Origin of the sequence: Terrimonas ginsenosidimutans (genome assembly GCF_022012415.1) — a bacterium.
GTDB classification, from domain to species: Bacteria; Bacteroidota; Bacteroidia; order Chitinophagales; family Chitinophagaceae; genus Terrimonas_A; species Terrimonas_A ginsenosidimutans.
The window spans coordinates 59,663-74,705 of sequence record NZ_JAKLTR010000016.1; the positions used below are offsets into that span (position 1 = coordinate 59,663).

The 15,043-nt window shown below is 46.3% G+C and carries 13 protein-coding genes; 4 read left to right on the forward strand and 9 right to left on the reverse strand.

What is annotated here, in order from left to right:
• The first annotated feature begins 121 nt into the window (after positions 1-121).
• The 3 genes from LZZ85_RS21720 to LZZ85_RS21730 all read left to right on the forward strand — a co-directional run bounded on the left by LZZ85_RS21720 (position 122) and on the right by LZZ85_RS21730 (position 4,901).
• Positions 122-2,548 (forward strand): outer membrane beta-barrel protein, encoded by a 2,427-nt coding sequence (locus LZZ85_RS21720; RefSeq protein WP_237875468.1) that lies wholly within the window; start codon positions 122-124, stop codon positions 2,546-2,548.
• Positions 2,549-2,691: 143 nt separating this feature from the next.
• Positions 2,692-3,747, forward strand: a complete 1,056-nt coding sequence (locus LZZ85_RS21725; RefSeq protein ID WP_237875469.1) for a nucleoid-associated protein — start codon at positions 2,692-2,694, stop codon at positions 3,745-3,747.
• A gap of 278 nt (positions 3,748-4,025) precedes the next feature.
• Positions 4,026-4,901, forward strand: coding sequence for a hypothetical protein (locus LZZ85_RS21730; RefSeq protein WP_237875470.1), 876 nt, complete (start codon positions 4,026-4,028; stop codon positions 4,899-4,901).
• 71 nt (positions 4,902-4,972) lie between these two features.
• Here LZZ85_RS21730 and LZZ85_RS21735 read toward each other — a convergent pair whose 3' ends face one another.
• Positions 4,973-5,389 (reverse strand): SET domain-containing protein, encoded by a 417-nt coding sequence (locus LZZ85_RS21735; RefSeq protein ID WP_237875471.1) that lies wholly within the window; start codon positions 5,387-5,389, stop codon positions 4,973-4,975.
• 70 nt (positions 5,390-5,459) lie between these two features.
• On the reverse strand, positions 5,460-5,891 hold the full coding sequence (locus tag LZZ85_RS21740) for an rRNA adenine methyltransferase (protein WP_237875472.1): 432 nt from the start codon (positions 5,889-5,891) through the stop codon (positions 5,460-5,462).
• A 165-nt stretch (positions 5,892-6,056) separates the two neighbouring features.
• Between LZZ85_RS21740 and LZZ85_RS21745 the strand changes: the two genes are divergently transcribed.
• The gene (locus tag LZZ85_RS21745) at positions 6,057-6,587 is read left to right on the forward strand and encodes an STM3941 family protein (RefSeq protein ID WP_237875473.1); all 531 of its coding nucleotides are present in this window, start codon (positions 6,057-6,059) and stop codon (positions 6,585-6,587) included.
• Positions 6,588-6,595: 8 nt separating this feature from the next.
• Here the strand turns inward: LZZ85_RS21745 and LZZ85_RS21750 are convergent, their stop codons facing one another.
• The 7 genes from LZZ85_RS21750 to LZZ85_RS21780 all read right to left on the reverse strand — a co-directional run bounded on the left by LZZ85_RS21750 (position 6,596) and on the right by LZZ85_RS21780 (position 14,972).
• Positions 6,596-7,057, reverse strand: a complete 462-nt coding sequence (locus LZZ85_RS21750; protein ID WP_237875474.1) for an NUDIX hydrolase — start codon at positions 7,055-7,057, stop codon at positions 6,596-6,598.
• Positions 7,058-7,066: 9 nt separating this feature from the next.
• On the reverse strand, positions 7,067-8,119 hold the full coding sequence (locus LZZ85_RS21755) for a T6SS phospholipase effector Tle1-like catalytic domain-containing protein (RefSeq protein WP_237875475.1): 1,053 nt from the start codon (positions 8,117-8,119) through the stop codon (positions 7,067-7,069).
• A gap of 45 nt (positions 8,120-8,164) precedes the next feature.
• The gene (locus LZZ85_RS21760; RefSeq protein WP_237875476.1) at positions 8,165-8,986 is read right to left on the reverse strand and encodes an N-acetylmuramoyl-L-alanine amidase; all 822 of its coding nucleotides are present in this window, start codon (positions 8,984-8,986) and stop codon (positions 8,165-8,167) included.
• A 493-nt stretch (positions 8,987-9,479) separates the two neighbouring features.
• Entirely contained in the window at positions 9,480-10,202 is a 723-nt protein-coding gene (locus LZZ85_RS21765; RefSeq protein WP_237875477.1) for a copper homeostasis protein CutC, read from the reverse strand.
• 196 nt (positions 10,203-10,398) lie between these two features.
• A complete protein-coding gene (locus LZZ85_RS21770) occupies positions 10,399-11,424 on the reverse strand; it encodes a glycosylasparaginase (protein WP_237875478.1) in 1,026 nt (341 codons plus the stop codon).
• Positions 11,425-11,654: 230 nt separating this feature from the next.
• Positions 11,655-13,034: a sugar porter family MFS transporter gene (locus tag LZZ85_RS21775; protein WP_237875479.1), complete on the reverse strand. Its 1,380-nt coding sequence runs from the start codon at positions 13,032-13,034 to the stop codon at positions 11,655-11,657.
• Positions 13,035-13,208: 174 nt separating this feature from the next.
• Positions 13,209-14,972 carry a class I mannose-6-phosphate isomerase gene (locus LZZ85_RS21780; protein WP_237875480.1) on the reverse strand — a complete coding sequence of 588 codons (1,764 nt, stop codon included), beginning with the start codon at positions 14,970-14,972 and terminating at the stop codon, positions 13,209-13,211.
• Positions 14,973-15,043 lie beyond the last annotated feature (71 nt).

Here is a 15,043-nt window from a genome sequence, read left to right on the forward strand (position 1 = left end):
CGCCCGTTGCGTTACTTTCACGCCAGACTATTCACCGTGCTGATCCACTCATAAACTTTATTCCTCAATCCATCACTTTTAACAAGGTTCGTCACCGGCCGTAAATAATCTTTGCGGTCTTATGAGACTAACCTTAACCACACTCGCTTGTTTATTCTTCCTGGCGCCCTTGTTTGCGCAGGATTCTCTTTCTGTAAAAGGAACAGTTCGTGATACAGAGAAACCATTAGCATCAGTCACCGTTTCCTTATTAAAGGCTTCCGATTCATCATTAGTGAAGCTGGCACTGACCAATCAACAAGGTGTTTACGAATTTCATGGCATCAAACCGGGAGCTTACCGCATCATGACCACGTTTGTCGGTCTTGCCACGCAATATTCTGAAGCGGTTGAGCTTACCGCCAACCGTGAATTTTCAGCGATCACCATGCAGCCGCAGGCTCAATCGCTTGCAGGCGTGACAGTGCAGGCAAAACGTCCGCTCGTAGAAGCCCGGCTGGATAAAATGATCGTGAATGTTGATGCATCGCCGTCCAATGCTGCCAATAATGTATTGGAAGTGCTGGAGAAATCTCCGGGTATTTCTGTTGATCGTGACGGTAATATCAGCCTGAAAGGAAAACAGGGCGTGATCGTGCTGATGGACGGAAAACAGACCTACCTCAGCGGGCAGGATCTTGCCAATCTTTTGAAAAGTATGTCGGCCAGCCAGCTTGATCAGATCGAGATCATGACACAGCCTTCGGCTAAATATGACGCTGCCGGTAATTCAGGCATCATTAACCTGAAAACAAAAAAGAATAAAACGATGGGCTTTAATGGTAGCGTGAGTACGTCTTTCGTGCAGGGCTATTATCCGAAATCGCCCAATAGTTTCAGCTTTAACTACAGAAAAGGAAAACTGAATTTCTTTTCAAATGGTGGTTATACCTACTGGCAGAGCAACAGCGACCAGACGTTGACCAGGAATTTCCATAATAACGGACCGACCACCGTATTTGACCAGGTCGGTTTTCAGAAAAATACCAGCCACAATTTTAATCTCCGCCTCGGAATGGATTATGCAATGGATGCGAAAACAACACTCGGTTTCACTATCAATGGTATCTCCAACAGCAATGATGGGATCAATTTCAGCAAAGGTGATTTTTTTACAAAAAATACGGGCATTGTTGACTCAACGATCGATGCCGTCAATGATCAGGATAACAAATTCAGGAATTTCAGTGCAAACATCAATTTCCGCAAGCAATTGAATGCAAACGGGCGAGAACTGTCTGCTGATATAGATTATATCCGGTACAGTTCCGAGATCGATCAGTACACAGATAATAAAGTATTGTATCCGGCAAGGCCTCTGAAGCAATACCTGCTGAGAGCGATCCTGCCAACTGATATAGATATCTATACAGCTAAGATCGACTACGCTCATCCATTTGGTAAAAATGCAAAATTTGAGACTGGTGCTAAGACAAGCCTTATCAAAACCGATAACAATGCGCCTTACGAAACGTATGATGAGTCTATGGGCAAATGGGTAGATGATGTCCGTAAAGATCATTTCGCCTATGATGAGCAGATCAGTGCGGTGTATGTCAACTTCAGCAAACAGGTCAATAAATGGGGATTCCAGACCGGCTTGCGTGGAGAGCATACACATTCCAAAGGAAAACAGATCCTGCTGAACAAAAGCATTTCGAGAGATTACTTCCAGCTGTTTCCAACTGCGTATATCAGTTATGCGATGAATGACAAGAACCAGTTCGGATTGAATTACGGAAGACGGATCGAACGTCCGGATTACCAGGACATGAACCCTTTTCAGCAATTCCTGGATCTTTACACCTACAATCAGGGTAACCCGTATCTGACGCCTCAGTTCACCAACAGCGTGGAACTGAGTCATATTTTCGCAGGTAAATTAAGTACCACCCTGAACTATACGCATACCACCGATATCATCAATGATATCCTGAAGCAGGACGATGTAACAAAAGTGACTTTCCAGACAAAGGAAAACGTTGCGACCAGCCGTAATATCGGTTTATCCGTGAGTTATAATGCTCCGTTGAAAAAATGGTGGACGATCAGCCTGTATGGTAACGGTTACAACAACCTGTACAAAGGCCTGGTGAATAATGTAATGCTGAAGACAGATGTATATACATATATGTTCAATATGAACAACCAGTTCAGGTTTGCAAAGACCTGGGGAGCTGAGGTCAGCGGTTTCTATCAAAGCAGAAGCCTGATGACGAGCATGTTCATCATTGATCCGATCTACGTGCTGTCATTTGGCGCCAGCAAGCAGATCCTGAAGAACAAGGGATCGCTGCGTTTGAGCATTATCGATCCATTCCGTTTGCAAAAAGCGAATGTATGGATCCGTCATGATAATATCGATATGCTCGTTACCAACCGCTGGGATAACCGCCGTGTTGGTCTCACTTTCACTTACCGTTTTGCGAAAGGGCAGGCAGTTCAGCAACGCAGACAGACAGGTGGGGCAGCGGATGAGCAAAAACGTATTGGCGGCGGCGGGAATTAAAACGCCAATGGTCGCAAATAGAGAACTTCTCCTTCCTGGTTTTCCCCAGGGAGGAGAAGTTTTTATTTTCTCAAACCCACGGCATCTCCTTTTCTTTCAATCGCTATTCGCGCTCATTCGCGGCCATTCGTGTAAATTCGCGGATGATTTTTAGTACCGAAGCAAAGCTCTCCCAACTCTCCATTCACAAAGTAGGCAACAAAGCTGCGGCAGAGCCGCTGGCACTGTCGGAGCAACCGTATCCGGTAGAGGATGAGGTGTTGAATGGAATTTTGTTGCAATATTTTACTGGCGGATTTTTAAAGGTCAATGAAATATACAGGTTACATCATCCTACGTCGAACCTGGCGCTGAATGAGGTGTATCATTTCTGTAAGAGCATTTTTGCCGATCCGGAGAGTTTTCATGAGAACAGCCGCCAGCTGGCAAAGCAGCTGTATGATATCGCGGATCATCCAAATATCAAGCCCGGAGAGTTCTATGTGGTCTATTTCCAGAACATCCAGGTGGAGGGTGCATTGGTAGATGCCGTGGGCCTGTTCAAATCGGAGAACAAGGAGACTTACCTGAAAGTTACCCCGTCTGCGGGTGCATTCGGCTTGTCTTATGAATCGGAAGCGATCAATATCAAAAAACTGGATAAAGCCTGTATCGTTTTTAACGTCGAGGAAGAACTGGGCTATAAAGTGTCGGTGATCGATAATACCAATAAGTCGGGAGAAGCGGTTTACTGGATGGATGGATTTTTGAACCTCCAGATCCGCAATGATGAATACACCCAGACGCATAATGTACTGAGTATCTACAAAGAGTTCATAACAGATAAGCTGGATGAAAAACTGGAAGTATCCAAGCCGGATAAGATCGATCTGCTGAACCGTTCCATTCGTTATTTCAAAGAAAATGAGCAGTTCAATTTAGATGAATTTTCCAATGTGGTGCTGGATAACCCGGTGGCGATCCAGGAATGGAAGGATTACAAGCAACATTATGAGCAGGAATCAGGGAGTGAGATCGGCGATTCTTTTTCGATCAATAATGCGGCGGTGAAGAAACAGGCGAGAACCTATAAGAGTGTGTTGAAGCTGGATAAGAACTTCCATATTTATATCCATGGCAACCGGGACCTGATCGAGAAGGGGTTTGATGATGCGGTGAAGATGAGTTACTACAAGGTCTATTTTAATGAAGAACAATAAGCGTCTATTTATTATTGGTGTGCTTTCCCGGCTCTGATTCGATGAGGGACTATTTGGTGAAAGTCCGATGCCCCGGGTGACCTTGAGCCTTTCCTGCTCTTTATACCGTGGCGCGTGAGACACGCACCACGGCTGCCTGATGTCAATGTTCGCAAGATTCTTTTATTTAGCTGGCTGGAAAGTATCGCCCTGGTCCGTCTGCCTTTCTTAAAGAAAAATGATCATTCTGTTAAACTCCAGCTCATGAAACCGGTCTGATGGCTATAAAATTCAATTTTATGAAGGTATTCAGGTTGTTTCTTTCTTCCGGGTTCTTGCTTTCTGCGATAGCCGGATTCTCCCAGGCATCTTCTTTGGCTGATTCTACAGGTTTGCCGGGTGATGATTTCAGTTTACAGGGAGCACTCGCATTGTTCAAACGATCTTCCAGCGTAGAAGATTTCGAGAAATTATTGAATACAGAATCGAGCAATGTTAATAATCTGGATCTCAATAATGATGGACAAACAGATTACGTAAAGGTGATCGACAAATTTGATAACGGGGTACATGCATTTATTTTACAGGTGCCTGTTGCTGAAAATGAGAACCAGGATATTGCTGTGATAGAGCTGGAGAAAACAGGGAATGAATCTGCACATTTGCAGATCATTGGTGACGAGGATATCTATGGTGAGGAAGTGATCATAGAGCCGGATGGCGATAGTGAGGGAACGGCGATGATGATGCATGCGACTGATTCGGGATTTGAACATGGTCCGGCTGCACTACTGGATCCAACGAATGCGGTAGTGGTGAATGTCTGGACATGGCCGGTGGTTAGATTTGTATATGCTCCATCTTATATTGGTTGGCTTTCGCCCTGGCATTGGACACGTCGCCCGGTATGGTGGAGGCCCTGGAGGCCGGTCAGTTGGGTAGTATGGCGCCCGCGGAGAGTAGCGCATGCACCGCATTATGTGGTGGTCAGGCAGCGCAGGGTTATGAGAGCCAGGCAGGTTTACAGACCTATACGTTCTACCTCAGCCATTGTTCATACGCGTTATTCCGCATCGGTGGGGCGCTATCGTGCCACACGCACGACTACTACGATCGAAGGAAAGAACGGCAGAAAAGTAAAAGTTACAAAAACGAAAGTGCGTCGTCGCAGATAAATGTATCGTAAATACAAATGGTGTGGTGTAGCTGTATGCATGCGTACAACTACACCACACCATTTGTATTATTATCCTTCTTCAGGCTCACTATTTATCTTTGAAGTTTCCCAGTAATCTTTGCCATAGTTCACAAAAACTTCAGTGCCTGCAGGGATGCGTTTTGTTGCTTTGATGAACACGCGGGTTCCATCAATCTCGAAAAAGCTATTGTTACGGAGACCTTCAATACGAACCGGTCCTGCTGCATCATTTGCATAACGTGCAAGGTATTCAGGATGCGGCGCACCGTTGATCACATGATTTTTGTTGACGTAGCAGATATAAGGATTGTCGATGTCATGCATGATCTCTTTCCAGGAAGTAACTGTTCCGAGGTATTCAATGATCAATGTTCCTCTGGGGATATCCACTCTTGTGAAAAGACCCATCCCGGCACCAGGCAGGGTAGATGGTTGGATGAAGAGGTTTTCGTCTTGTTGATTCATGGCGGTCTTAAAGCTGGCGAAGATAGGGAAAAATGGACCTCAGTGTGCGGACCGTGGTCTTCAGTCTCTGTCACCCCCTCATCTCCATCCTTATCAGCGCTTCCTCCACAGCAGTACGGATGGCGCGGCCATATTTGTCATTGGGCAGATAGGGGATAAAGCCGGCAGCAAGTTGGTAATTGCGTTTTGCTTTTGAATAGTTGTGTAGTGTTTCATAGGATTTTCCGATGGCGAGATACAGGGGAGACAGATATTCCTGTGCGATCTCTTCATCGATCCGCAGGGCGAATTGCAACGCCTGTTCATTCCAGTAAAGACATTCATGTGGTTCGTCCTGGTGACGGCCGAGTGAGCGCGCAGCTGTGAATTTGTCCGTATCGGAGATGGCGATCTCCCAGGCTTCCATGTACAACTGAAAAGCCGTTTCGATATTGCCCAGGGCCTCTTCATTCATGCCCCTGTTGCATAAGCGGGATACCGTATTGCGGGGAGTGAAATCCATCGCGCAAAGATAATTATCTGGCTGATATGAGCATTGTCTGTAGTATTAAATGAACTGATCTGCGCATCGGTATCGGGGTAATTCATACTACAGTCGGTCAGACTACCTGCCTGTGAGTGAGATTTTATAGCATAACTGTATTAAATTGCGCACCAATCCACAAACATGAACAGAGTAGAAATTTCCATCAGCAAGCGTAAAATGATCATTTCATTAATGGGTTGCCTTGCTTTTGTCCTCGCAGGCTTTCTGTTTGTACTCCAACCATCCACCTTTGCCGGTAAAACCGTGGTCCGGAGCGGTTCGATGATCATGATCGTTGGTGTGTTGTCCATCTTGTTTTTTGGCCTTTGCGGGTATTTTATAGCAAAGAAACTGTTTACCAAAACTCCCGGGTTGATCATTGATGACAGGGGTATTGCTGATCAGTCCAGCGGCATTCAATCCGGTTTTATCCCATGGCATGATATAAAAGAGATCAGCACATTTAAGATATTCAAACAACAGTTTGTAACAGTTCTGCTAAAGGATCCGCAGAAGTATATCGATGCGGAATCCAATCCTGCAAAGAAGAAAGTGATGCAGGCGAACCTTCGTTCGGCAGGTACGCCCTATTGCATATCCACCAATACGCTTAATATCAAATTTAAAGCGCTGCACGCATTGCTGACTGAGCGGCTACAGCGCAGCAGATAGTCCCCGCATTATTTTAATAGCTGAGCAAGCTCATCCAGGAAAGCAGCCTGGGCCGGATTTATCTTTTTATGCGCAGTATGGAGATCAAACCATTCAGCACGATCCACTTCGGGAAATGATTGCATACGCCCCGACCGCGGAGGCCATTCGATCTCAAATACATTGCTGTTGATCTTGCGGGCATCCATGTCATATTCAATGGCGAAAGCATCCACCCATTTCCCTGATTTCTGTTTGATGGAGGTTAACGGGCGGAAATCTTCTTCGGAGATGGCATATCCTGTCTCTTCCAGGAATTCTCTTTTTGCCGCTGCCAGCGGTTCTTCCTGTGCATCGTACTCTCCCTTCGGAATGCTCCAGGCTCCTTCATCTTTGTTCTTCCAGAATGGTCCGCCCGGATGCACAAGCAACACTTCAATCAAGTCACTGGTAAGCCGGTAGGCCAGGAGGCCCGCACTTCGTTGTTTCATTAAATGAATTTACGAAGTCTCGTTCTTTGGTAGGTTCTTTGGCCGGTATTTCAGATTCTCTTTCATTCTTTGATAGGCCGACTCGTCAATGGTTTGATTCGGATATTCAGGGTTCAGCAGTTGACGGTGGGTAGGGAACCAGAACCAGTAAAGAGGTGTATATGAATTGCGCAGTTCGGCCAGGTAATTTGGTTTTATCTCGTTGAGTCTGTCTTCCTCAAAACATAGTCCTGCGCCATTTGCTTTATTGACCAGCCAGTGGAGCGGAATATCACTAAGCCCGCTATCGGCATATCCTCCGCCTACATTGGAGTGGACGCCGGAAAACCAGCGTTGTTCCATTTTTTGAGGATGGTAGGGATTATTGGCCACCGCACTGCTTTGCTGCCACAGCGTGGGTGTAAACAGGCGGCGTTTCTCGTCTATTGCCAGCGCATGATAAGCATGTTGCACCGTGCTACCCAATGTAAGGTCATGAAACTTGTAACGGTTCCGGTTGCGCAACTTGTACCAGGGCAATGGGATTCCAAGACTTCCGACTGTGTCCCAAACCCCAATAAAATGGACGGGAGTCTGATCTTCGTGAGCATATTTATGCCGGAAAGAAGTCATCAGATCTGAATCGGGTGAGGAATATTTGTTTCTGTCACGGTAGAGATTATAGGCTTTGTCGACAAGCATGATGTTCTCCGGTCTTAAGATGCCGCAGTTACGGATCAGTCCGCCGATACTGCGTGCGGTATAAGCGCCTCTGCTGAACCCAAACAGGTAGATCTGATCACCGGGATCATAATTCAGCATCAGGAAGGTGTACATATCCTTTATATTCTTATCGATGCCCGCGCCGGTTGCGCCACCGATCAGCTTGTCTTTCCAGGTATAGCCCGTTCCCACACCCTGATCATATATTTTAAGCTGGCGTACCGGCTTATATGCATCTGAATTGTCTGTGCTGCAGATCGCCCGGAACATTTTTTCCACGTTTGTTTCAACAGGCAGCCCGCGGTCTTTATTTTCCGGTTTGTTCCAGGTGCCATCACTGCAGGTGATCAATCGTTTCATCAGAATAAGGTATTAGTTGGTTAACGGATTTTAATAGCAGTAGTGTTATTTGGCTGCGAGGTACTTGCTGAAAACCCAACCTTCGATATCATTCAGTCCGTGAATATGGTCGGTAACATCCACAAGACTCCAGTTTCCTTCGCGTTTCAATATTTCAACGGTGGTGTTTTTGGGAAGGGGGTCGGATACGGTAACGAATTGCGTTCCTGCTCCGGAGCGGATATTAACGGTAGTGGTGGTTAAGAACGGACTGGCAGTAGCGGCTTTTCTTCCCATAGCGCGGGAGCGGAAACTTGCCATGGGGAATGCTGGTCCGGGATCGCTCTTGCGGTGCGGAGCGATCTCATCATGACCAACCACATCTTTTAACGAATATGTTTTTACAAGTGCAGCAGCTATCTCCGCGGCAACCTGTAATTGTATGTCGGAATAGACCTGCCATCCGGTGCTCGCAGTTTCGTTACGGTGCGTTGCGATGATCACATCATTGTCAGGGATCGTTTTTTTGTCGAGCTGACTGATCCAGGTGCTGCCGGACTTTGCGAGGCGTCCCGCGTTGACGAGTTCAATGCCGATGGAGAATTTGTTCAGCCCGACGAGTCCATTCCATTCACTGATGCCTGCATGCCATGTGATGATGTTGAATGGAGCAAATTGCGTGATGGTTCCGTCTGTATCGATCAGCAAATGTGCGGAAGCCTGTGCTTCTTTATTCAAAAACCAATTGATCGAACCCTTTTCTGAAGTGGATGCCGTGTAGTGCATCACAAGATATTGCGGTGTATACGTGCCGCCTTTGTTGGGTGTTGGTTTGAAGTCGACCTGTTTATTGTTATTGTCGAACAACAGGTGGTTAACGATTTTCATGATCAAAAGGTTTATGGTAAATGAATGATGATATACATACGTGAATGTGTACGCAGGTACGTTGCTGCTAAAAAGTCTTAACCTTGTTGATAGTCAATCGAAATATCGTAAAAGAAAGCAGAGCTGGAGCTCACTGGAACCGGTGATATTTAAAGGTACGATAAGGCGGATTTGCAGCCAAGTGGCTGAAGTGAAACTACCGGTTTGTGGGAGATGGATTGGACTGATTGAAGTATAGTTTGCGCGTTGATCACCCTTTTGGGCTATGTCGCGAGATGGATAAGTATCGCAGAGGACGCAAAGAAGCCGCAGAGGACGCAAAGAAGCCGCAGAGGACGCAAAGAAGCTGCAGAGAGCGCAAAGAAGCCGCAGAGAGCGCTAAGATTTCTTTGCGCCCTTTGCGGCTGCTTTGCGCTCTCTGCGATACTCCTACGCATTTCGTTTTTACACACTGTTACATAGCATAGAGCCAGTCTCGATTTGGTGAAGATGATTACGCCATCTGCGCAAGTATACCCATCAGTTCTTCTTCATCCGGGAGATATACATTTCCAAAATCAGTTACCAGTGGATTGGCGAATGTCATCGGGTTTTCAGTTGCCTTACGCACTGAACCATGATATTCTTTTGCACCGGATTCATCCATCAGTTTTTTTATGTTGGACGAGCGTATGCCTGCTCCGGGCATGATGACGATCCGGTCCCCGGCTTGTTTTACAAGTTTACCCAAGAGTTCGCCAGCTTCCGGCGCGCCGGTTTGCTGACCAGAAGTCAGGATGCGTTCACAACCTGCTTCAATGATATCTTCCAGTGCTTTGAAGGGATCAGGGGTAGCATCGAACGCCCGGTTGCAGGTTACGCCCATTGGTCCGGCGAGCTCTACAAACTCTTTCAGCAGGTCGATATCAATTTCTCCGTTGATCTTTTGTGCGCCGATCGAAATGCCGTCACAACCCAGTTCACGGCAAACACGGATATCCTGTTTAATGATCTCTATTTCGTCTTCATCATAATAATAGTTACCACATCTTGGCCGCAGAATGGGATAGAGTTTGATGGAGATACGCTCGCGTGTCCGTTTGATCGTTCCATAACCCGGTGTTGTACCACCCTCTACCGGGTTGTCACAGAGTTCCACACGATAAGCACCTGCTTTTTCTGCTATGATGCAGGATTGGATGTTAAAGGCACAGACTTCGAGAATTGCTTTGGGCATGGGGAGGGGTTTAAGAGTTTAAGAGTTTAAAAGTTTAAGAGTTTAAAGAGGTTTAAGGTTTGGGAGGTTTCATAGGGTTAATAATTTTCAGTGTTAAATAGGGGGCCATATATTGTCTGGAAAGAACTTGTGTTTGTATTTAAACTACCTGTTCTGTATCAGAAGAGCCTATGAAACTTCCCTAACCTCTCCAACATCACTTATACACACTGGTTGCACTGATCAGCTTTTCTTCGCTGGCTGATTTTACTGCGAAGGTAAAGCCTTGCTGCAAGGCATATGCACCGTATTCGCCATTTTTATTCAGGGCAAGAAAACCTACCTGGATGTCTTTGGCTTTTGCTGGATTGCGTTTGATGATACGTTCAACGGCTTCTTTGCAGGCTGCCTGGGGTGATCTTCCCTGGCGCATCAGTTCAACGATAAGATGCGCACCGACGATGCGGATGACTTCTTCTCCAACGCCGGTGGCTGTGGCAGCACCCACTTCATTGTCTACATACAAACCTGCGCCGATGATCGGAGAGTCGCCAACACGTCCCTGCATTTTGTAGGCAAGCCCGCTGGTAGTGCACGCGCCACTAAGCTTTCCTGATGCATCAAGCGCCAGCATGCCGATCGTGTCATGATTGTCTTTTCCGCCGGGCATGGGGTCGTTTGTTTTATCGTAAAGCTGGTTTTCGATATTTTTTACAGGCGAATAATTGGATGTCTTCATCCAGTCGCGCCAGTATTTTTCGCTTTCAGGTGTTAGCAGGTTTTCTTTTTGAAACCCATTGGCAAGTGCGAAACGAAGCGCGCCTTCACCCGCAAGTATAATATGAGGCGTTTTATCCATCACAAGCCTGGCTACCTTGATCGGATGTTTGATATACTCCAGGCACATGACTGATCCGCAATTATACTGATCATCCATGATGCATGCATCAAGTGTAACGCGTCCATCGCGATCAGGGATGCCGCCATAGCCCACACTACGGACCAGCGGATCTCCTTCAGGTACCTGCACGCCTGTTTCCACCGCATCCAGTGCGCGTCCGTTTTTCTCCAGCACCGTCCATGCCGCTGCATTGGCGGCTTTACCAAAATCCCAGGTAGAAACAACAATAGGTTTGGCCGGTTTGGAAGAATCAGCTCTTACCGAAGCCAGCAATTCATTAGTGGCAAATATCCCAGCAGAAGCAGTGAGCGATTGTGCCAGGAATTTTCTGCGTGTTGACATGAGATGTTTTTTTTAAGTAAAAAGTAAAAAGTAAAAAGTAAAAAGTAAAAAGTAAAAAGTAAAAAGTAAAAAGTAAAAAGTAAAAAGTAAAAAGTAAAAAGTAAAAAGTAAAAAGTAAAAAGTAAAAAGTAAAAAGTAAAAAGTAATTTCTCTTATAAACTTTTCTTCTAAGAGAACAATGCTGACCGCAACCGGATATTTTTACTTTTTAATTTTGAATTTTTAATTCTTCAATGCGGTGCCACAAACACCTCCTCCATCTCCTCCAGTGTCTTCCCGCTTGTTTCTTTCACTACTTTCCAGCTGAAGAAAAAATTGCAGAGACTGAAGATGGCGAAGATCCAGAACATCATCGCGGGGCCGGCTTTTTCGAGAAGCCAGGGAACGAACTGGCCGACCATCCAGACAGCTATCCAAAGCATCAGCGTGCAAAGTGCCACCGCTTTTACACGGACAGCTCCAGGGAAAATTTCGTTGATGATGATCCAGGTGATCGGACCGAGTGAGAACGCGAAACAACAGATGAATACCAGCATCAGGATCAGTAACCACGGGCCCTGCGTGCTGTTGGTATAGAATAATACGCCGCAAAGGATCAGTGAGATCACGATGCCGGTAAGTCCGATCGATAACAGTTTTTTCCGCCCGATCTGATCAACCCATTTGATCGCGATGATCGTTGAGAACAGGTTTACCGATCCGATGATCACCTGTGATAATAAAGCATTGCTGCTGTCCATTCCCGCGGCTTCAAAAATACTTGGTCCGTAATAGATGATCGCATTGATACCAGAGAATTGTTGGAACACGGCCAGCAGGATCCCGATCAGTAATGGAATCCGCATTTGCGGCGAGGATAATGAAATGCTTTGTGGTGCAGATGCGTTCTGCGGGTTTGCAGTGGATGCTTTTTCTATATCGCGGATCTCTTTATCGGCAAGCTCCGGTGTGCGCACAGTGTGCATAATGTCTGAAGCTTCTTTTATTCTGCCTTTACTGACAAGCCAGCGCGGGCTTTCCGGGATCTTTACAAGCAGAAATAAAAAGGCAACGCTTGGGATCGCCATTACGAAGAACATGGGTCTCCAGATCTCTTCCGGAGTGAAGCCCATATTGAAATGTGCAAGCAAGGCATTGGATAGATAGGCAAGCAGTATACCAATAGTGATCGCTAGCTGGTAATAAGCGACCATTCTGCCACGGCTTGCAGCTGGCGCAAACTCAGCGATGTACATGGGAGAGATCATGGATGCCATTCCAACACCAATGCCCCCGAGCATCCTGCTGATGATCAGTATGGTTGCTGATGGTGCAACTGCACAGCCGATGGCAGATAAAAGAAATGTCCATCCTGCAATAAGAATGGTTTTCTTTCTGCCGATGCGGTCGCTCAGCATTCCCGTGATCAGCACGCCAAGGATACAGCCGACCAGGCCGCTGCTTACCAGCCAGCCTTCCATGGTGGCATCGAAAGAAAATTGCGTTTTCAATGGTTGCAAAGCGCCAGAAATAACCGCGGTGTCAAAGCCGAATAGTAATCCGCCAAGAGCCACGGTAAAGCAAATGAACTGCGTGCGGCGGGAAGTGATTGAATCGTTAGATGTTTGCAATGGTGTGTGTTTTTGACAGTTTTTTAAATAATCTTATGCAGGAGGAACGCGGCGGACGCAACGATACGCAGCGGACGCGGCGATAACAGCCTTGGAATATATTGTATTTCGCCGCGCTTGCCGCGTATCGTTGCGTCCACCGCGTTCCTTATGCACAAAGCAATCTTAAACAGCTTACGCATTCGTTCTTACAAATGCCTTTATCGTTCCGCATTCTCTACCTTCACTTTCGCCATGCGGCCTGATCGTGTATGTTTTTACATTTTCCGGAATGATAAATGTTTCAGCGTAATGCACTATAAAAGGTTCGAAAGAATTATCAGGACTTTCCACGATTGCTTCGCGACCTTCAACAAGATTCAAAACGTTCACGCTTCCGTTGGTGTGATGTGTAACGGTTTTGCTGAACCAATGCCTTCTTGTTTCGATGAATTCACGTTTGTGCAGGCCCGTATATTCTTCTTTCCATCCATCACCTTCGGCCACTGTTTTAATTGTATTGATGAGTTCACGTTTGGTGAATTCGGGCGTTCTTGTCCAGTCGAGCACTTTAGCTCCGCGTTCGATATTGATCGGGCGTGGTTTTCCATCAAGTCCCATACGTCCCCAATCCCATAGCTTGAATGTGAAAATGTAAGGAGTGGCACTGATCTCCAGCACCATTGCGTTCTTGCCGGAACAGTGAATGGTGCCTGCCGGGATCAGCACGTGATCATGTTTTTTTACTTTCCATTCCTGTGTGTAGTCGGTCGCTTCGAAATGGTACCCTTCTGTTTGTGCTTTTCGCAGATCATCCAGCATTTTATCAGGGTCTACATTGTCTTTGAAGCCAAGATACACCACTGCGTCATCTCCGGTATCAAGCATGTAATAGCTCTCATCCTGTGTATAGTTCATGCCGAAATGTTCACGGATGTATTCTGTGGAGGGATGTACCTGAAGGCTGAGGTTTCCGCCCTGCATGGTGTCGAGAAAGTCAAACCGGATAGGAAACTCATCTCCGAACCTCGCCTGTACGGCTTCTCCCAGTAGTTTCACCGGGTGAGCAAATACCAGGTTGATGCTGGGGATCTCAAAGATGATCTCGCGGAAGCGGAACAGTAAGCTATTCTCTTCCGGAACGCAATCGAATGCCCAGGCATAGTTCTTTTCATTTCTGTCGAGATCGCAATATTCTTTGATCCATTGGCCACCCCATGGGCCGGGGTCAAAGAATGGTACTACGCGGAAAGGTCTGTTCACTGCCGACTGCATGGCTGCGTTCAATGATGTTCCATCTACTATTTTTGGTTGGTCCGGGATGGTTGTGTCAATGACATAATCCCATTTACTCATCAGTGTTCTTTTATGCCGGTCGCATACTCTCCAGTCTACAAAGAACGCCTGCTTATATTGCAGCGATGCTTTTTCTGTTCTATTATTTACGCCGAGATTGGATACCTGATTTTTTCGGAACCGCAATTGGATTTCCCATCTGGGCATATCGAGATAGAGCAGGAGGTCCGGTGCATCTGCGAATAATGCAGCACCGGGTCCGTATATGTAAACCGTTTCATGTTCGCTTTCCTTCAGTAGCATACGTGCATGTTGCAGTTTTTTTGAATCAAAGAAATCGATCATGTTCAGCCGCGTCATATAACCGAATACTTCGTCATTGGTAACATCAGGGAATACCATTTCCCGGATGACTTCTTCCGGTTTCATATAGTCGGCCGTGAAGTAAAGATCTCCGGCAAGATGCTGTTTTAAGTGAGAGATGATCTCTTCATCATTCACTCCCTGGTAGCAATCCAGCACAACGATCTTTTTGCCCGGCGTTGCTGAAATCTTTTTCCTGATCAGTGCTGTTACATTTTCCCAACCCTGTGCAACGGACAGCGTGTTGGAATCAAAAGAAATGTGTGGCGTCTTGTCGTAATTCGAAATAACCTTATTCATATGTTTTAAGTTCAACGGAGTGCGGGGGGATGGGTAGTTTAAAAGTTTAATAGTTTAAGGGTTTAATAGTT

What these genes read in the sequence shown, in the direction of transcription:
- LZZ85_RS21725 (WP_237875469.1), top strand. Translation starts at nt 2,692, where the DNA reads ATGATTTTTAGTACCGAAGCAAAGCTCTCCCAACTCTCCATTCACAAA.
- LZZ85_RS21770 (WP_237875478.1), bottom strand. Translation starts at nt 11,424, where the DNA reads ATGTCAACACGCAGAAAATTCCTGGCACAATCGCTCACTGCTTCTGCT.
- LZZ85_RS21755 (WP_237875475.1), bottom strand. Translation starts at nt 8,119, where the DNA reads ATGAAACGATTGATCACCTGCAGTGATGGCACCTGGAACAAACCGGAA.
- LZZ85_RS21750 (WP_237875474.1), bottom strand. Translation starts at nt 7,057, where the DNA reads ATGAAACAACGAAGTGCGGGCCTCCTGGCCTACCGGCTTACCAGTGAC.
- LZZ85_RS21780 (WP_237875480.1), bottom strand. Translation starts at nt 14,972, where the DNA reads ATGAATAAGGTTATTTCGAATTACGACAAGACGCCACACATTTCTTTT.
- LZZ85_RS21740 (WP_237875472.1), bottom strand. Translation starts at nt 5,891, where the DNA reads ATGGATTTCACTCCCCGCAATACGGTATCCCGCTTATGCAACAGGGGC.
- LZZ85_RS21745 (WP_237875473.1), top strand. Translation starts at nt 6,057, where the DNA reads ATGAACAGAGTAGAAATTTCCATCAGCAAGCGTAAAATGATCATTTCA.
- LZZ85_RS21765 (WP_237875477.1), bottom strand. Translation starts at nt 10,202, where the DNA reads ATGCCCAAAGCAATTCTCGAAGTCTGTGCCTTTAACATCCAATCCTGC.
- LZZ85_RS21735 (WP_237875471.1), bottom strand. Translation starts at nt 5,389, where the DNA reads ATGAATCAACAAGACGAAAACCTCTTCATCCAACCATCTACCCTGCCT.
- LZZ85_RS21720 (WP_237875468.1), top strand. Translation starts at nt 122, where the DNA reads ATGAGACTAACCTTAACCACACTCGCTTGTTTATTCTTCCTGGCGCCC.
- LZZ85_RS21730 (WP_237875470.1), top strand. Translation starts at nt 4,026, where the DNA reads ATGAAGGTATTCAGGTTGTTTCTTTCTTCCGGGTTCTTGCTTTCTGCG.
- LZZ85_RS21760 (WP_237875476.1), bottom strand. Translation starts at nt 8,986, where the DNA reads ATGAAAATCGTTAACCACCTGTTGTTCGACAATAACAATAAACAGGTC.